The organism is Streptomyces sp. NPDC000594, from assembly GCF_040299965.1.
Classification (GTDB): Bacteria; Actinomycetota; Actinomycetes; order Streptomycetales; family Streptomycetaceae; genus Streptomyces.
Genome location: NZ_JBEPCY010000004.1, coordinates 179908 through 197054, shown reverse-complemented (window position 1 = coordinate 197054; position 17147 = coordinate 179908). Strand labels below are relative to the sequence as shown.

The 17147-nt window shown below is 70.2% G+C and carries 16 protein-coding genes; 8 read left to right on the top strand and 8 right to left on the bottom strand.

What is annotated here, in order from left to right; all coding sequences use genetic code 11:
• Positions 1–55 precede the first annotated feature (55 nt).
• Positions 56–664: an N-acetylmuramoyl-L-alanine amidase gene (locus ABT354_RS08120; RefSeq protein ID WP_351490582.1), complete on the top strand. Its 609-nt coding sequence runs from the start codon at positions 56–58 to the stop codon at positions 662–664.
• A 126-nt stretch (positions 665–790) separates the two neighbouring features.
• On the top strand, positions 791–1816 hold the full coding sequence (locus ABT354_RS08115; protein ID WP_351490580.1) for a 1-aminocyclopropane-1-carboxylate deaminase/D-cysteine desulfhydrase: 1026 nt from the start codon (positions 791–793) through the stop codon (positions 1814–1816).
• On the opposite strand, the gene ABT354_RS08110 is transcribed toward ABT354_RS08115, so the two are convergent.
• The gene (locus tag ABT354_RS08110) at positions 1792–3396 is read right to left on the bottom strand and encodes a Na+/H+ antiporter (protein ID WP_351490578.1); all 1605 of its coding nucleotides are present in this window, start codon (positions 3394–3396) and stop codon (positions 1792–1794) included. The two genes, ABT354_RS08115 and ABT354_RS08110, sit on opposite strands and share 25 nt — an antisense overlap.
• A 194-nt stretch (positions 3397–3590) precedes the next feature.
• Here ABT354_RS08110 and ABT354_RS08105 point away from each other — a divergent pair, with 194 nt between their 5' ends.
• From ABT354_RS08105 to ABT354_RS08095, 3 genes are all read left to right on the top strand, one after another.
• Positions 3591–3851 (top strand): UBP-type zinc finger domain-containing protein, encoded by a 261-nt coding sequence (locus ABT354_RS08105; protein ID WP_351490576.1) that lies wholly within the window; start codon positions 3591–3593, stop codon positions 3849–3851.
• A gap of 382 nt (positions 3852–4233) precedes the next feature.
• Positions 4234–4647, top strand: coding sequence for an ATP-binding protein (locus tag ABT354_RS08100; RefSeq protein WP_351490574.1), 414 nt, complete (start codon positions 4234–4236; stop codon positions 4645–4647).
• The gene (locus ABT354_RS08095; protein WP_351490572.1) at positions 4644–5654 is read left to right on the top strand and encodes an RNA polymerase sigma factor SigF; all 1011 of its coding nucleotides are present in this window, start codon (positions 4644–4646) and stop codon (positions 5652–5654) included. Before ABT354_RS08100 ends, ABT354_RS08095 begins: the two co-directional genes overlap by 4 nt.
• A 19-nt stretch (positions 5655–5673) precedes the next feature.
• Here the strand turns inward: ABT354_RS08095 and ABT354_RS08090 are convergent, their stop codons facing one another.
• Positions 5674–6087 carry a hypothetical protein gene (locus ABT354_RS08090; RefSeq protein ID WP_351490570.1) on the bottom strand — a complete coding sequence of 138 codons (414 nt, stop codon included), beginning with the start codon at positions 6085–6087 and terminating at the stop codon, positions 5674–5676.
• A gap of 113 nt (positions 6088–6200) precedes the next feature.
• Between ABT354_RS08090 and ABT354_RS08085 the strand changes: the two genes are divergently transcribed.
• Both ABT354_RS08085 and ABT354_RS08080 read left to right on the top strand, forming a co-directional pair.
• Entirely contained in the window at positions 6201–7169 is a 969-nt protein-coding gene (locus ABT354_RS08085; protein WP_351490568.1) for a diacylglycerol/lipid kinase family protein, read from the top strand.
• Between the two features lie 314 nt (positions 7170–7483).
• Positions 7484–7741 (top strand): WhiB family transcriptional regulator, encoded by a 258-nt coding sequence (locus ABT354_RS08080; protein ID WP_003953983.1) that lies wholly within the window; start codon positions 7484–7486, stop codon positions 7739–7741.
• 230 nt (positions 7742–7971) lie between these two features.
• Here the strand turns inward: ABT354_RS08080 and ABT354_RS08075 are convergent, their stop codons facing one another.
• From ABT354_RS08075 to ABT354_RS08050, 6 genes are all read right to left on the bottom strand, one after another.
• On the bottom strand, positions 7972–9453 hold the full coding sequence (locus ABT354_RS08075; RefSeq protein WP_351491133.1) for a sensor histidine kinase: 1482 nt from the start codon (positions 9451–9453) through the stop codon (positions 7972–7974).
• A gap of 519 nt (positions 9454–9972) precedes the next feature.
• Entirely contained in the window at positions 9973–11067 is a 1095-nt protein-coding gene (locus tag ABT354_RS08070) for an SIS domain-containing protein (protein ID WP_351490566.1), read from the bottom strand.
• Positions 11068–11146: 79 nt separating this feature from the next.
• Positions 11147–12688, bottom strand: coding sequence for a glycoside hydrolase family 3 protein (locus ABT354_RS08065; protein ID WP_351490564.1), 1542 nt, complete (start codon positions 12686–12688; stop codon positions 11147–11149).
• Between the two features lie 8 nt (positions 12689–12696).
• Positions 12697–13482 (bottom strand): carbohydrate ABC transporter permease, encoded by a 786-nt coding sequence (locus tag ABT354_RS08060; protein ID WP_351491131.1) that lies wholly within the window; start codon positions 13480–13482, stop codon positions 12697–12699.
• 125 nt (positions 13483–13607) lie between these two features.
• Complete coding sequence (locus tag ABT354_RS08055; RefSeq protein WP_351490563.1) at positions 13608–14624, bottom strand: carbohydrate ABC transporter permease; 1017 nt, start codon at positions 14622–14624, stop codon at positions 13608–13610.
• Positions 14625–14735: 111 nt separating this feature from the next.
• Entirely contained in the window at positions 14736–16037 is a 1302-nt protein-coding gene (locus ABT354_RS08050) for a sugar ABC transporter substrate-binding protein (protein ID WP_351490561.1), read from the bottom strand.
• A gap of 311 nt (positions 16038–16348) precedes the next feature.
• Between ABT354_RS08050 and ABT354_RS08045 the strand changes: the two genes are divergently transcribed.
• Positions 16349–17113, top strand: a complete 765-nt coding sequence (locus tag ABT354_RS08045; RefSeq protein ID WP_351491129.1) for a GntR family transcriptional regulator — start codon at positions 16349–16351, stop codon at positions 17111–17113.
• Positions 17114–17147 lie beyond the last annotated feature (34 nt).

Here is a 17147-nt window from a genome sequence, read left to right as displayed (position 1 = left end):
AAATGCACAGTACGGGCGTTTCTGTACACCCCTCCGCACCCCAGGGAGCCGGAACATGTCCTCACCCATGTCCGCGGACCTCTTCCTCGAAGCCCTGCGCCACGAGGGCGTGACGGTCGCCGAGGTCGGCGACTGGCGCAATCACCACCGCGACGCCCAGGGCCCCTGGGGCCCGGTGCACGGCATCATGATCCATCACACGGCCACCAGCGGCACCGCCGACACTGTGGCCCTGTACCGGAACGGGCGCGGCGATCTGCCGGGGCCGCTCTGCCATGGCGTCATCGACAAGCGGGGCACGGTCCATCTGGTCGGCTACGGGCGGGCCCATCACGCGGGCCCGGGCGACGGCGACGTGCTGCGCGCGGTGATCGCGGAGCAGCCGCTGCCCGCCCACGACCCGGCCGATGGGACCGGCACCGACAGCACCGACGGCAACCGCCACTTCTACGGCTTCGAGTGCGTCAACCTGGGGGACGGCGTGGACCCCTGGCCGGGGGCACAGCTGGACGCCGTCGAAAGGGTCGGCGCGGCGCTCTGCCGTCACCACGGCTGGACGGAGCGGTCGGTCATCGGCCACAAGGAGTGGCAGCCGGGGAAGATCGACCCGCTGGGCTTCTCCATGGACGCCATGCGCGAACGGATCGGCGAGCGGATCGGGTAGCCCCCGGGTCCGAGCGGTGGAGCGCCGGCGGCCGGGCGGCGGGAACCCCAGGCGGTACCGACCGGACGGCAGAAGCCCCCAGGGGGTGCGCTCGCCCCCGCCCGACACCCCGACGACAATGGGCATATGCCTCCGGAAGCGTCCGACCCCGCCGCCCTGCGGCCCCGGCTGCCCTCGCCCCTCCAGCCGGTCGAGGACGACCGCTTCACCCGGCGCGGGCTGCGGCTGCTGCTCAAGCGGGACGATCTGATCCACCCGGAGCTGCCCGGCAACAAGTGGCGCAAGCTGGTGCCCAATCTGCGCGCCGCCGGCGACCGCCCCCTGCTCACCTTCGGCGGCGCCTACTCCAACCATCTGCGCGCCACCGCCGCCGCGGGACGGCTGCTCGGACGGACGACCATCGGTGTGGTCCGCGGCGACGAACTGGCCTCCCGGCCACTCAACCCCTCACTCGCCCGGTGCGCCGCGGACGGCATGCGGCTGGTCTTCACCGACCGGGGCACCTACCGCCGCAAGGACGAGCCGGAGGTGCTCGCCGCCCTGGTGGCACGGGCCGCCCCGGACGGTGATCCCTACGTGATCCCCGAGGGCGGCAGCAATGCCCCGGCCGCCCTCGGCTGCGCCGGACTCGGCCGGGAGACCGGCGACGACCTCGCCCGCGAGGGTGCCACCGGCCCCGCCGTTGTCGGGGTGGCCTGCGGCACCGGAGGGACCCTCGCGGGGCTGGCGGCGGGGGTGCCACCAGGGGTCCGTACCATCGGCTTCCCGGTCCTGCGAGGGGGCTTTCTCGCCGACCGGGTCCTGCTGCTCCAGCGGGAGGCGTTCGGCGGCCGCCGGGGCGACTGGTCGACGGAGGACCGCTTCCACGCGGGGGGCTATGCCCGTACCACCCCCGGACTCACCGGCTTCGCAGACGAGTTCGAGACCCGGCACGGGATCCCGCTGGAGCGGATATATGTGGCCAAAATGCTACAAGGCCTGACCACCCTGGCCGAGGAGGGCGCCTTCGCGCCCGGAACGACCGTCGTCGCCGTGGTCACCGGCCACCCCGACCCCCTGGGCAGCCCGCACGGGAGCCCCCGGGAGAGCCCCGGGGAGACCCCTCGGAAAGGCCCCCGGGAGGACCCTCAGGAGGCGTCCTCCTCGCGATAGGCCGCCGCCTCCTCCAGATCCAGCCTGCGCAGCAGCGTCCGCATCATCTCGTCGTCGATCCGCCGCTCGTCCCGCAGCCGGACGAACTCCTGGCGCTCCGTCTCGATCAGCTCCCCGGCCAGCCGCCGATAGGTCGTGTCGGCGGTCTCGCCCGTCTCCTCGTTCACCGCGCCCAGCCGCTCCCAGACCGCGTTGCGCCGCCGCTCCAGGACCGTGCGCAGCCGCTGCTCCAGGGGCTCCGGCAGGGCGTTGCGGCCGTCCCTCAGCAGCTCGTCCAGCCGTTCGTCGGCCGCCCGGGACGCCTCGCTCTGCGCCTGCGCCTCCGCCAGGGTCTCCGCCTGCGCGTCCGGCTGGGGCAGCCGCAGCGCCCGGATCAGCGCGGGCAGGGTCATCCCCTGCACCACCAGGGTCCCGATGACCGTGGTGAAGGTCAGGAAGAGAATCAGATTCCGCGCCGGGAAGGGGTCCCCCGCGGTCGTGAGCCGGGGAATGGAGAAGGCGATGGCGAGCGAGACCACCCCGCGCATCCCGGCCCATCCCACGATCGTCGGCGCCTTCCAGGTGACCCCCGCCTCCCGCTCCCTGACCCGGGCGGAGAGCAGCGGCGGCAGAAAGGTGGCCGGGAAGACCCAGATGTACCGCACCGCCACCACCAGGACGAAGACCACGAGGGCATAGCCGAGGGCCTGGGCGACGCCATGGTCGCCGAGTCCTTCGAGGACATACGGGAGCTGGAGCCCGATCAGCAGGAACACGGTGGACTCCAGCAGGAAGGCGACCATCTTCCAGACCGCCCCCTCCTGGAGCCGGGTGGCGAAGTCGACCTGCCAGCGGCGGTGGCCGAGATAGAGCCCGACGACGACCACGGCGAGCACCCCGGAGGCATGGACCTGTTCGGCGGCGGCGTAGGCGACGAAGGGGATCAGCAGCGAGAGGGTGTTCTGGAGCAGGGGTTCCCGCAGATGGGTGCGGAGCCAGTGCAGCGGGACCATCAGCACCAGGCCGACGGCGACCCCGCCGAGGGCGGCGACGGCGAACTCCCGGATCCCGCCGGCCCAGCTCGCGCCCTCCCCGACCGCGGCGGCCAGCGCGACCTTGTACGCGGTGATGGCGGTGGCGTCGTTCACCAGGGACTCGCCCTGGAGGATGGTGGTGATCCGGTGGGGCAGCCGCAGCCGGCGGGCGACGGCGGTGGCGGCGACGGCGTCCGGGGGCGCCACCACCGCGCCGAGCACCAGCGCCGCGGTCAGCGGCAGTTCCGGGATCAGCAGATGGACCAGGAGGCCGACGACGACGGTGGCGAAGAGGACATAGCCGACCGAGAGCAGGGCGACCGGCCGGGCGTTGGCGCGCAGATCCAGATAGGAGGCGTCGAGCGCGGCCAGGTGCAGCAGGGGCGGCAGCACCAGCGGCAGCACGATGTGCGGATCGAGGACATAGTGCGGTACGCCCGGCAGATAGGCGCAGACCAGCCCGGCGGTGACCAGGAGCAGCGGGGCCGCCACCGGGGTCCTGCGGGCGGCCCCGGCGATGACGGCGCTCGCCGCGACCAGGGCCACCAGGGGAAGTGCGTCGTCCATGCTCGGTCCCTCGCCAGTCCCTCGTCGGTCCCTCGGCGTCCCGGTCGGCCCCTCGGCGGTCCCGGGCGGTCCTCACCCATGGACCCGGTCCGCCGTACCGGAACGCGCGTGCCAGGGGCCCGTACCGGCCCGGCGGGGACCGTACGGACCGCTCGGCGGGACGCTACGCGGTGCGGCGCCGTAATCTGGCCATCATGAGCGAGTGTCCGCATGTCGCCGCTTTGCCCCGCCCCGAGCCCGCGGCGGCCTCCGAGACCTGTCCGGAGTGTCTGGCCGCCGGGACCACCCCGGTCCATCTGCGGCTCTGTCTGCTCTGCGGGCATGTCGGCTGCTGTGACTCCTCGCCGCTCCAGCATGCGACCGGCCATTTCCGGGCGACCGGTCACGCGGTGATGAGGAGTTTCGAGCCGGGCGAGGACTGGCGCTGGTGCTTTGTGGACGGCGCCCTGGTCTGAGCCGTCCGGCGCGGGGACCCCCGGGGTCTCCCGGGTCGCCGCCGGGGGCGGTACCGTGCACACGGCGCGGCCTGACAAGGTGACGCAGTGCGATGATCCGACCGGTTGCGCATTTCTGGCGTGCGACGGTTCGACGGCCCCACGTGCGGGTACGTCAACCATCCATCTCTTCCTTACCGGGGCCACCCAACCCCTAGCCACCGTATGTGGTCATATGCTTACCATGAGTGATGGAGCCGAAGGGGAGGGGGCCCGGCGACAGCGCACCATGGATCGCGATAGCGTCGCCGGGCCAGTACCGGCTACGTACGGACTGCGTAGCGACGGCCTCGGGACCTTTCCCCCGTGGCCGGAAAGAGCTTGTGCCACCTTGGAGGTGAGGGTGTCCCAGATCGCAGGCCAGCCCGGGACCCAGGACTTCGTGGAAGTCCGGCTGCCCGCTGCGGGTGCCTATCTGTCGGTGTTGCGGACGGCCACGGCCGGACTCGCCGCACGATTGGACTTCACCCTCGACGAGATCGAGGATCTGCGGATCGCGGTGGACGAGGCGTGCGCGATCCTGCTGCAGCAGGCGGTTCCCGGCTCCGTTCTCAGTTGTGTCTTCCGGCTCGTCGACGACTCGCTGGAGGTCACCGTGTCCGCCCCGACCACGGACGGCCGGGCGCCCGAACGCGAGACCTTCGCCTGGACCGTGCTCTCCGCGCTGGCCGGCAAGGTCGAGTCCTCGGTCGCCCCCGACCGCACGGTCACCATCAGCCTGTACAAACAGCGCGGCGCGGGCCCCGGTCCGGCGTGAGGAACGGGGACGGTCCGGTGCGGAACGAGGACGGTCCGGTGCGGAACGAACCACCCCCGGTGCACGGCTTCCCCGAGCAGCAGGCCCGGCCGCACCCGGTGGACCAGGTCGTGGGAGGCGGGGCGGCCGACGCGGATCGGGCGCGGGCGGGGGGTGGTCCTCCCGGCGGCGCCGGGGACGCCCCACGTGAGGCGGAGGGCCGGAAGAGGGCAGGCCATATGAGCGAGCACGGACACGACGGTCACCATCAGCCACAGGACCGGGGCGGCGCGCGGGCGCTCTTCGTCGAGCTGCGCGAGCTGCCCGACGGCTCCCTGGAACGGGCCGAGCTGCGCAACCGGCTGGTACGGATGCATCTGCCGCTGGTGGAGCATCTGGCCCGGCGGTTCCGCAACCGCGGGGAGCCGCTGGACGATCTGACGCAGGTCGCCACGATCGGCCTGATCAAATCGGTGGACCGGTTCGACCCGGAGCGGGGCGTCGAGTTCTCGACCTATGCCACCCCGACGGTGGTGGGCGAGATCAAGCGCCACTTCCGGGACAAGGGCTGGGCGGTCCGGGTGCCCCGCAGGCTCCAGGAGCTGCGGCTCGCGCTGACCACGGCGACGGCCGAGCTGTCCCAGCTGCACGGCCGCTCCCCCACCGTGCATGAGCTGGCCGAGCGGCTCGGCATCTCGGAGGAGGAGGTCCTGGAGGGCCTGGAGTCGGCGAACGCCTACTCCACCCTGTCGCTGGACGTCCCCGACACCGATGACGAGTCCCCCGCCGTCGCCGACACCCTCGGCGCCGAGGACGAGGCGCTGGAGGGTGTCGAGTACCGGGAGTCCCTCAAGCCGCTGCTGGAGGATCTGCCGCCGCGCGAGAAGCGGATCCTGCTGCTGCGGTTCTTCGGGAACATGACCCAGTCGCAGATCGCCCAGGAGGTCGGCATCTCACAGATGCATGTCTCCCGGCTGCTGGCCCGCACCCTGGCCCAGCTGCGGGAGAAGCTGCTGGTGGAGGAGTAGCCACCGGCAGGCCCGGCCCTCAGGCGTCGCGGGCGCCGATGCCGAGGGCCCGGGTGGTCTCCTGGCTGACGATCAGTACCAGGCCGGTGACGGCGACCGCGGCGACCAGGATCCCCAGCGGGATCAGACCGCCCGCCGACTTCAGCAGGGTGTACGCCGGGATCAGCGCCATCAGATGGGTGATCATCGCCGGGCCCCGGCTCCAGCTGCGGCAGAGCAGCAGGCCGCGCGCGGCGGCGAGCGGGATCAGCCCGAGTGCGATGAGCGTCACTCCGCCCGTCCACGCCTGGACCGCGTTGTCGAACGTACCGAGCACGCCCATCACCAGGAGGTAGACGCCCAGGCCCACCAGGGCCAGACCCTCCAGGCCGGACACCGCCGCGGCGGCGGTCAGACGGGCGGGACGCGGGGTCGGGGTGGGGTCGTCGCTCACACCGGCAAGGGTAGCCGCCGCCCCGGGTCGTCGACGGCCCGGTCCGCGGGGCCGGGGCGGCCCCGCACCCCCGGACTGGGCCGCTGTCACCCTCAGTGGGTACGCTGCTGCGCATGCGCGCACTCCTCGTGGTCAACCCGGCAGCTACCACCACCAGTGCGCGGACGCGTGACGTCCTGATCCACGCCCTTGCCAGCGAGATGAAGCTGGAGGCCGTGACCACCGAGTACCGGGGGCACGGCCGGGACCTGGCCCGCCGGGCGGCCGAGTCCGACGACATAGACCTCGTGGTCGCCCTCGGCGGCGACGGCACCGTCAACGAAGTGGTCAACGGTCTGCTCCACGACGGCCCCGACCCCGAGCGGCTCCCCCGGCTCGCCGTCGTCCCCGGTGGTTCGACCAATGTCTTCGCCCGCGCCCTCGGTCTGCCCAACGACCCCGTCGAGGCCACCGGCGCGATCCTGGCGTCGCTCGCCGACCGGAGCGAGCGGACGATCGGGCTCGGACTCGCCTCCGGCACCCCGGGCACCCCGGACGAGGGGACCGAGCCCCGCTGGTTCACCTTCTGCGCCGGCGTCGGCTTCGACGCCAGTGTGATCGGCCGGGTCGAGCAGCAGCGCGAGCGCGGCAAGCGCTCCACCCACGCCCTCTATCTGCGTCAGGTCGTCCGGCAGTTCCTGGGCGACCCGCACCGGATACACGGCCAGATCACCCTGGAGCGCCCCGGCCATGAGCCGATCACCGATCTGGTGCTCTCCATAGTGGCCAACACCTCGCCATGGACCTTCCTCGGCAACCGCCCGGTGTACGCCTCACCGAAGGCGTCCTTCGACACCGGACTCGATGTGCTCGGGCTCTCCCGGCTCTCCACCCCGGCGGTGGCCCGCTACGCCACCCAGCTGCTGACCTCCACCCCCGAGCGGGGACCGCAGGGCAAGCACGCGATTACTCTCCATGACCTCACCGACTTCACCTTGAATTCAAAGGTTCCACTGCCTTTCCAGATGGACGGTGACCACCTCGGACTGCGTACCAGCGTGACGTTCACAGGCGTACGCCGTGCACTGCGTGTGATTGTGTGAGTAGAAGGCTCAAACGGCCTTTATCTCGAACGTACGGACTGGCATCCACCCCATGGAATGACGGCTGTGACCTAGTCGACACCGTCGAATCAAAAAAAACTTTCCAGAAGGGGTTGTATCCGTCGCCGAGGTTTGCGAGTCTCTTCATGGCGATCGGGACGGCCCGCTGGAACGGGTGACCGCAGATCGCCGGATCCCCCTCTGAAAACCCTGGACCACACGTCGACGTGTCGGCGGTCGGCCCTTCCCTTGCGGGGGGATTCGTGAAAGCGTTCACATTCACAAGCACGTAATACCAAGGAGAGGTAGCAGCCATGGACTGGCGTCACAACGCCGTTTGCCGCGAGGAAGACCCCGAGCTCTTCTTCCCCATCGGCAACACCGGTCCTGCGCTGCTGCAGATCGAGGAAGCCAAGGCCGTCTGCCGCCGCTGCCCCGTCATGGAGCAGTGCCTGCAGTGGGCGCTTGAGTCCGGCCAGGACTCCGGCGTCTGGGGTGGCCTCAGCGAGGACGAGCGCCGCGCGATGAAGCGCCGCGCCGCCCGCAACCGGGCGCGCAACGCCAGCGCCTGAACCGCCCCGCGACGAGCCTGAGGCGGCGCGTACAGCGAGTACGCACTCACCGCCCCCGAGCCGCAGCGCGCAGCAGTGACCCACACAGCATTCGAGCCCCGGACCGATTCCCTTCGGTCCGGGGCTCGCTGCTGTGCACACCGGTTGCTGTGAACACCGGCTGCCGTGAACACCGGTTGCTGTGGACACCGACAAGAGTCTGACGGTAAATCACCTCAACGGCACGGAATTCACGGCAGGGCGCGTACCGGGATATCGAGTACCACCCGTGTACCGCTCTCCGGTCCGGGTACCGGAAGCATGTCGAAGCTTCCGCCCAACTCGCCTTCCACCAGCGTTCGTACGATCTGCAGACCGAGATTTCCGGTGCGCCGCGCGTCGAATCCCTCGGGCAGTCCGCAGCCGTCGTCCTGGACGGTGATCAGCAGCCGGGCCGCGCTCTCGTCGAGCCGGCGCTCACCCCGTACCGCCGACACCTCGACCGAGCCCCGCTCCCCCGCCGGGAAGGCGTGCTCCAGCGCGTTCTGGAGCACCTCGGTGAGGACCATCGACAGGGGGGTCGCCACCTCGGCGTCGAGGACCCCGAACCGCCCGGTACGGCGGCACTCCACCTTGCCCGGGGAGATCTCGGCGACCATGGCGATGACCCGGTCGGCGATCTCGTCGAACTCCACCCGCTCGTCCAGGTTCTGCGACAGGGTCTCGTGGACGATGGCGATCGACCCGACCCGGCGGACCGCCTCCTGGAGGGCCTCGCGTCCGCCGACCGAGTCCATCCGGCGGGCCTGGAGCCGCAGCAGGGCGGCGACGGTCTGGAGGTTGTTCTTGACCCGGTGGTGGATCTCCCGGATGGTGGCGTCCTTGGTGATCAACTCACGCTCGCGGCGACGCAGTTCCGTCACATCGCGCAGCAGGACCAGGGAGCCGATCCGGGTGCCCTTGGGCTTGAGCGGGATGGCCCGCAGCTGGATCACCCCGCTGTTCCCCTCCACCTCGGTCTCCCGGGGGGCATAGCCGCTGGCCAGCTTGACCAGGGCCTCGTCGACCGGTCCCCGGGAGGGGGCCAGCTCGGCGGTGACCTGCCCCAGATGGTGGCCGACCAGGTCGGAGGCGAGCCCGAGGCGGTGATAGGCGGAGAGGGCGTTGGGGCTGGCGTACTGCACCAGGCCGTCGGCGTCCAGCCGGATCAGTCCGTCGCCGACCCGGGGCGAGGCATCCATCTCGACCTGCTGCCCGGGGTAGGGGAAGGCCCCGGCCGCGATCATCTGGGCAAGGTCGGAGGCGGACTGGAGATAGGTCAGCTCCAGCCGGGACGGGGTCCGCACGGTCAGCAGATTGGTGTTCCGGGCGATCACCCCGAGGACCCGGCCGTCACGGCGGACCGGGATGGACTCGACCCGTACCGGGACCTCCTCCCGCCACTCCGGGTCGCCCTCGCGCACGATCCTGCCCTCGTCCAGGGCGGCGTCCAGGAGCGGCCGGCGCCCGCGCGGGACCAGATGGCCGACCATGTCGTCCTGGTACGAGGTGGGGCCGGTGTTCGGGCGCATCTGGGCGACGGACACATAGCGGGTGCCGTCCCGGGTGGGGACCCAGAGCACCAGATCGGCGAAGGACAGGTCGGAGAGCAGCTGCCACTCCGAGACCAGCAGATGGAGCCATTCGAGGTCGGATTCGGTCAGCGCCGTGTGCTGGCGTACGAGGTCGTTCATGGAGGGCACGTGTGCGAGCGTACCCGCGTGATGGACCGGTGATGCGGGGTGGCCGTGCCAGGGGGGCGGGAAGGGCCCGTCCGGGAGGTGCGCCGGGCGCCCGGGGCGCACCCGGCGGGCGGGCGAGTGCGCCAAGCAATCCCCGTCGATCCATGGACATCCGTGAATGGTCTAGTCCACAATGAAGAGGCACGCCGAACTTCCGTTCTCCACCGCACAGGAGAGCGGAAACGAGGTCGCGGCGCTCTCTGCCCTGACTGCGCCGAGTCCTCCCATACGGCCGCGCGGGCCCGCACACTCGCGTCGGCCGGAGCACTCCGGGCTGCGGTGCCGGACGGGTTGAGGGTCCCGTCAGGCGCCGCGGCCCGCGGGTATGTCCGGGCCCGTACGCAGGGCCCTTCCGCGCGGTGTCAGGCCTTCCCGTGCCAGGCCTTCCCGTGCCAGGGCTTCCCGTGTCAGGGCTTCCCGTGCCAGGGCCTCCCCTGTCAGGGCCTCCCCTGTCAGGTCCGGCCAGCCGTGTCAGTGGGTCTCGGTGACCTTCGCCAGCGCCCGGGGCGCGTCGGGGTCCTGCCCCCGGGCGATGGTGACCTCGTACGCCAGCAGTTGCAGCGGCAGGATCTCCAGGATCGGCTGCAACTCCTCCGGCACCCCGTCCGTCGGCAGCACAAAGCCCGCCGATGCCGCCGCCACCTGCGCGGACGGCCCCACCACCACCAGGTCCGCGCCCCGCCCGCGCAGCCGGTCGAGGACCGGTTGCAGGGCCTCGCCGCCCCGGCCGTCGGTGACCACGGCGATCACCGGGGAGATGTTGTCGACCATGGCCAGCGGGCCGTGGAGCAGGTCCGCCCCCGAGTACGACAGGGCCGGGATGTAGCTGGTCTCCATGAGCTTGAGCGCGGCCTCCTTCGCGGTGGGATAGCCGTAGCCGCGCGAGGTGATGACCATCCGCTCGGCGAAGCGGTAGCGGGAGGCCAGCCGCCGTACCTCGTCCTGCCGCTCCAGGATCCGGCCGGCCAGCCCGGGCAGGGCCCGCGCGGCCTCCACACCGGCCCCGCCGCCGTCCCGGTCGCTGTCCGTGCCCATCCCCGCGACCAGCAGATACAGGCTGAGCAGGGAGGCGGTGTAGGTCTTGGTGGCGGGCAGGGCCTGCTCCGGGCCCGCCAGGACGTCGATGTGGTACTCGGAGACCGCCGCCAGCGGTGAATCGGGGTTGTTGGTGACCGCGAGGGTCAGGGCGCCCGCCTCGCGCGCCGCGCGGGTGGAGGCCACCAGATCGGGCGAGCCGCCCGACTGGCTGACGGTGATGACCAGCACATCCTCGAAGCGGGGCCGGGCCCCGTACGCCGTGGTGGTGGACATGGAGGTCAGCCCGCACGGCAGGCCCAGCCGGATCTCCAGCAGATACTTCGCGTACAGGGCCGCGTTGTCGGAGGTGCCACGGGCGGTGAGCAGGACGAAACGGGGCCTGCGGGCGGCGACCCGCCGGGCCACCTCATGAATCTGCGGCGCACCCTCGTCGAGGATGCGCCGCAGTACCGCGGGCTGCTGTGCCATCTCGCCGGACATGATCCGGCCGGGGCGTTCGCTCCGGTCGGCCGGGTGCGTGGTGGGCATGATGCCTCCCGCTGTCGTCCGTGCGCCGGGGCGGGCGCTCCCGCCCCGGCGTCCCGCGAGGGGGGTCAGGGCCTGTCGGTCAGCCGCCGGCTCCCTGGCCGGTGATGACCTCGACGGCGGCCTCTCCACAGACCCGGGCCGCGCCGTGGGTGGCGATGTGGAGCGCGCCCCGGGGCTGGGCCCGGTTGAGGCCCATCTCGACCACGACCGTGTCCGGGCGGGCCTCGACCAGCGCGTCGAGGGCGGCCGTCATCCAGCCATGGCGGTGCGCGTCACGTACCACTGCCACGATCCTACGGTCACCCGCCCGCGCCAGCACCTTGCCGACCAGGGCGGCGGCGTCGGTCTCGGAGGCGTCGTAGGTGTCCTCCTCGGTCCCCGGCAGCACCTTGGCCAGCTCGGGTCCGACACCCCAGGGGGTCTCGTTGCTGACCGCGATGTTGTTCACCGGGGCGAACGAGGCGACGTACGGGGCGCTGGTGACCGGCTCGTAGGGCAGCTCACCGGCGGTGACCCGGACGGCCCGGCGGGCGGCGACCAGACCGACGCCGGGGCCGGACGCGGTCCCCTCCTGCGCCGCGCCCGGCTCCGGCGGGGCCGTCCTGGCCTGACGGGTCCACTCGGCGAGGGAACGCACCCGCGCCGCCGCGTCCGCCAGCCGCTCCTCGGGCAGGTCGCCGCTGCGGACCGCGGCCACCAGGGCGTCACGCAGTCGCAGGACGGTGCCCTCGTCGCAGAGTCCGCCGCCGACGCAGATCGCGTCGGCACCCGCGGCGATGGCGAGCACGGTGCCGCGCTCGATGCCGTAGGTCGCGGAGATGGCCTTCATCTCGATGCCATCGGTGATGATCAGCCCGTCGAAGCCCAGCTCCTCACGGAGCAGACCGCCGAGGATCTGCGGGCTGAGGGTGGCCGGGCGCTCGGGGTCGAGCGCCGGCAGCAGGATGTGCGCGCTCATCACGGCCTTGGGGCCCGCCGTCAGGGTGTCCCGGAACGGCGGCAGGTCCCGTACCCGCAGGGTGTCCATGCCGACGTCGATCCGGGGCATGGCGTGGTGCGAGTCCACATTGGTGTCGCCGTGGCCCGGGAAGTGCTTCAGACAGGCGGCGACGCCGGATGCCTGCATGCCCTCGACATAGGCCTGGGTGTGCCGGGTGACCAGCCGGGCGTCGTCGCCGAAGGCGCGGACACCGATGACCGGGTTGTCCGGGTTGGCATTGACGTCGGCGGTGGGCGCCCAGTTGAGGTTGACCCCGCACTCGGCGAGACGGCGGCCCAGCTCACGGGCGACCTCACGGGTGAGGTCGGCGTCGTCCACGGTGCCGAGCGCGTAGTTGCCGGGGAAGGAGGAGCCCTCACGGACCTCCAGCCGGGTCACATCGCCGCTCTCCTCGTCGATGGCGACAAGGATGTCGTCCCGCTCGGCGCGCAGCTGCGCGGTGAGCGCGGCCACCTGCTCGGCGGTCAGGATGTTGCGGCCGAAGAGTCCCACGGCGGCCAGGCCGTCACCGATGTGGCGGAGCAGCCAGTCGGGGGCGGTGGTGCCGACGAAGCCGGGCTGGAGCACGGCCAGGGCGTCACGGGTCAGGGTGTCGGAGGTACCGCGTACCACAGTGGTCATGGTTGGCGTTATCCCTTCACGGCGCCGGAGGTGAGACCGGCGGCCATCTTCTTCTGGATGATCATGAAGAAGATCACGACCGGAACGGCGACGATGACGGAGGCGGCCATGAGCGCGCCGTAGTCGGTGCCCCGGGAGGTGGTGAAGTTCGCCAGCCAGATGTTGAGCGTGTACTTGTCGTTGTCCTGGAGAACGATGTACGCGAGCATGTACTCGTTCCAGGCGTTGATCAGCGAGAAGATCGACGCGGCGGCGAGACCGGGGGCGAGCAGCGGGAAGATGATCCGCCAGAAGGCGCCCATCTGGCTGCACCCGTCCACCATCGCGGACTCCTCCAGCTCCTTCGGGATGTTGATCACGAAGCCGCGGATCATCCAGGTCGCGAAGGGGAGCGTGGAGACCATGTAGATGATGATGATGCCCCAGAACTCGTTCAGCGCGCCGAACTCGTTGAGCTGGAGGTAGATGGGGATCAGCATCGCGGTGGGCGGCAGCAGCTGGACCACGATGAGCACGATCATCAGCGCGCGCCGGCCGGTGAAGCGGAAGCGTCCGATGGCGTAGGCGGCGATGGTGGCCAGCAGCATGGCGCCCGCGACGGCGGTGACGCTGATGATGAGGCTGGCCTGGATGGCGGTGTCGAAGTTCTCGTACTTCACCGCGCGCTTGAAGTTGTCGAAGGTCAGCGAGGAGGGCCAGAGGGTCTGGTCCCAGCTGCGGATCTCCCGGTTGGGCCGCAGGGAGCTGACGACGAGCCAGTACACCGGGAAGGCCATGACCACGAGGGTCAGCATGCCCAGGGCGTTGTAGAGGTGACGGCTCTTCTTCTTGCGGTCCGTCGAGCGCTTGCGCTTACCGGTGGGCACGGTCTTCACAGTGGTCACGGGTGTCTCGGTCTTCGGCGCGGAGGCAGTGGTGCTCAATCGACCTCTCCGATCTTGAGCAGCTGGCGCAGGTAGTACACGGCGACACCGGAGAGCAGCAGAACGGTGATCAGGGAGATGGCCGCGCCCTGGCTGAAGGAGTTGTTCTCGAACGCCTTGTTGAAGGCGTAGAGGCCGATGATCTCGTACTCGGGCTCGGGCTTGCTTCCGCGCATCAGCCATACCTGGCCGAGGACGTTGAAGTCCCAGATCACCGAGAGGGTGGCGACCATCTGGAAGACGGGCTTGATCACCGGGAAGGTCACATAGCGGAAGTTGCCGAAGGCGTTGACACCGTCGATCGCGGCGGCCTCCTCCAGCTCCTTGGGGACCTGGGTGAGGGCGGCGTAGAGGGTGATCGCGACGAAGGGGATGGCACCCCAGACGACGACCGCGCCGATGATGAGGAAGCCCTGCTTGTAGTCGAGCCACCAGTTGTGGCCCTGGAAGTCCAGGCCCAGGTACTTGGTCAGGACCATGTTGATCACGCCGTAGTCCGAGTCCGCCAGCCAGCGGAAGATCGACGACGCGACCAGCAGCGGGATCGACCAGGCGGCGATCAGGGCGCCGGTCAGGGCCAGGCGGGCCCAGTCGGACATGCGCTGCATCATCAGCGCGATGCCCAGACCGAAGACGAGCGTGGTGACCACACAGGCGATCATGAAGATGACGGTCAGGGTGACCGAATCCCAGAACGCGCCGTCGGTGAGGATGTCCTCGAACTGCTTGAAGCCCACCCACTCGGGGTCGGTGCCGAGCCAGAGCTCCTTGCGGCCCACTTCCTGGAACGACATGATCACGGTTCTGATCAGCGGCCAGACGAACACCGCCGCGATCGCGATGAACGCGGGCGCGATCAGCAGGTAGGGCAGCAGCGCACCCTTGCGTCTCCGCCGACCACCCCCGCCGGGCGTCTTGGGTTCGTGGACTTCGCTCGGCCGCTTGTCGGCCGCCGCCGGGGAGGCGGCTTGGGGGTCAGGTCCCCCGGGGGTCTTGAGCTCGGCGGCACTCATGGTGCGTGGCCTTCCGTTCGGACTTTTCACCTGAGGCGGGGGTGACGGCCCCGGCGCCATCGCGCGGGACCGTCACCCCCCGGGGAGATCAGAGGCTGGTGACCGGAAAGGTCAGGCGCCTTCGTTGTTGATCAGCTTGTTGATCTCCGCGTCAGCCTTCTTCGTGGCCTCGGCGACCGACTTGCCCTTGATGATGTCGAGCAGCATCAGCTCCAGGACCTCGGACTTCTCGATCGCGGCCCAGCCCGGGGCGATCGGGGTGAACCAGGAGCTCTCGACCGCGTTGGCGGCCGGGGCGGTCTCCGGCTTGGCCTTCAGCGGCTGGAGCTGCTTGGTGTTGTTCGGCAGGGTGTTCTTGGCCATCAGGCCTTCCTGCGACTTCTCGTTCGTGTAGAACGAGATCCACTCCTCGCCCAGGTCCTGCTTGTCGGACTTGGCGATGGTGGCGAGGTCCGAGCCACCGATGAAGGTCGGGAGCGGCTTGCCCTCGGGGCCGGGCATACCGGCGGCGAAGACCTTGCCCTCGAGCTTCGGGTTGCCGTTCTGTCCACCGACGACGCTGCCGGCCTCCCAGGCGTTGCCGTAGATCACGGCGGCCTTCTCGTTGGACATGACGTTGGCGTGGTCCTGCTCGTCCTTGGTCTTGTCAGCCTTGTTGTACTTGTTGACCAGGTCGATGTAGTGCTGGATGCCCTTCTGGGACTCCGGGCTGGAGAGCGAGGCGGTCCACTTGCCGTCGCCGTCCACCTCCGCGATCTTCCCGCCGTACGCGGCCACGTAGGACATGGCGGCGTACCAGTACTTGCCCGGGAGGTAGAGCGAGGAGTAGCCCTTGTCCTTGCCGTACTCCTTCTGGACCTTGTCCAGGGCGGCGGTCAGCTCGGCCTCGGTCGTCGGGAGCTTGTCGACCTTGGCACCCTTCTTGAACATGTCGGCGTTGTAGACGGCGACACGGGCACCCGCGTAGTAGGGCACGCAGTACATCTTGCCCTCGAACGTGCAGGTGTCCTTCAGACCCTTGATCCAGGTGTCCGAGTTCTTGTACTTCTTCGGGTCGATCTCGCCGAGGGCGCCACCGAGGATGTACGTCATCGTCTCGGTGTTGCCGAGCTCGACCACGTCCGGGAACTTGTCACCGGAGAGGGCGGCGTCCAGCTTCTTGGTCTTGTCGCCCCACTGCTGGTACTGGACGTTGACCTTGACCTTCGGGTACTTCGCGTTGAACTGCTTCGTCGCGTCGGCCACGACCTCGGGCCAGGTGGACTGGGCGTCGTTCATCAGCCACACGGTCAGGTTGCCCGTGCGGTCCGCCGGCTTGGCGTCGTCGTTCCCACCCTTGTCGTCCGACCCACACGCCGCGACCGAGACCATCATGGCTGCCACACCGACAGCAGCAATGAGCTTGCGCTTCACGCCACCCTCCTCAGGGATGCAAGATTTCCCCCCACCGCCCGGGTGTCGCACAACACGCAGTGCACGCAGTGACAGCGCTTCAGGTCTGCCCGTGGGGCTGGGACCTGGTCTTTAATGGTTTAGACCAGTACCCGGGAGCTTGGCCTAGACCTTTTGGGGTGTCAAGGGTGTATAAGAAGGGCAGTCGCGTCCGTTATAGGACCGACACCTGAGGGAGGGCGACGACCCGTGACCGGACCGTGCCACCATGTGAGCCGCTACAGACGGAGGAGCCGGTGACGGCAGCAGCGCAGGAGTCGGGAAGGCTGGGCATGACCACGGACGGGGTGGGGACGGAGAGCGAGGGCGGGGCTCAGACCCGCATCGCGCGTGTTCCCAAGTACTACCGGCTCAAGCGCCACCTTCTGGACATGACAGAGACTATGCCCCCGGGGACGCCCGTGCCCCCCGAACGTACACTCGCGTCCGAATTCGACACCTCACGGACCACCGTACGGCAGGCACTTCAGGAGCTGGTGGTCGAGGGACGGCTCGAACGCATCCAGGGCAAGGGCACCTTTGTGGCCAAGCCCAAGGTGTCGCAGGCGCTCCAACTCACCTCCTACACCGAGGACATGCGGGCCCAGGGGCTCGAACCCACCTCGCAGCTCCTGGACATCGGCTATGTCACGGCCGATGACACCCTCGCCGGGCTGCTGGACATCACCACCGGCGGCCGGGTGCTGAGGATCGAGCGGCTGCGGCTCGCCAGTGGCGAACCGATGGCCATCGAGACCACCCATCTCTCGGCCAAGCGCTTCCCCGCGCTCCGGCGCAGCCTGGTGAAGTACACCTCGCTCTACACGGCGCTGGCGGAGGTGTACGACGTCCATCTCGCGGAGGCGGAGGAGACCATCGAGACCTCGCTGGCGACCCCGCGCGAGGCGGGGCTGCTCGGTACGGATGTGGGGCTGCCGATGCTGATGCTCTCGCGCCATTCGCTGGACGCGCGGGGCGAGCCGGTGGAGTGGGTGCGGTCGGTCTACCGGGGCGACCGCTACAAGTTCGTCGCCCGCCTCCAGCGCCCGGCCCGCTGATGTCGTGCGGGGGCAGCCCCGCCCCCGCACGTCT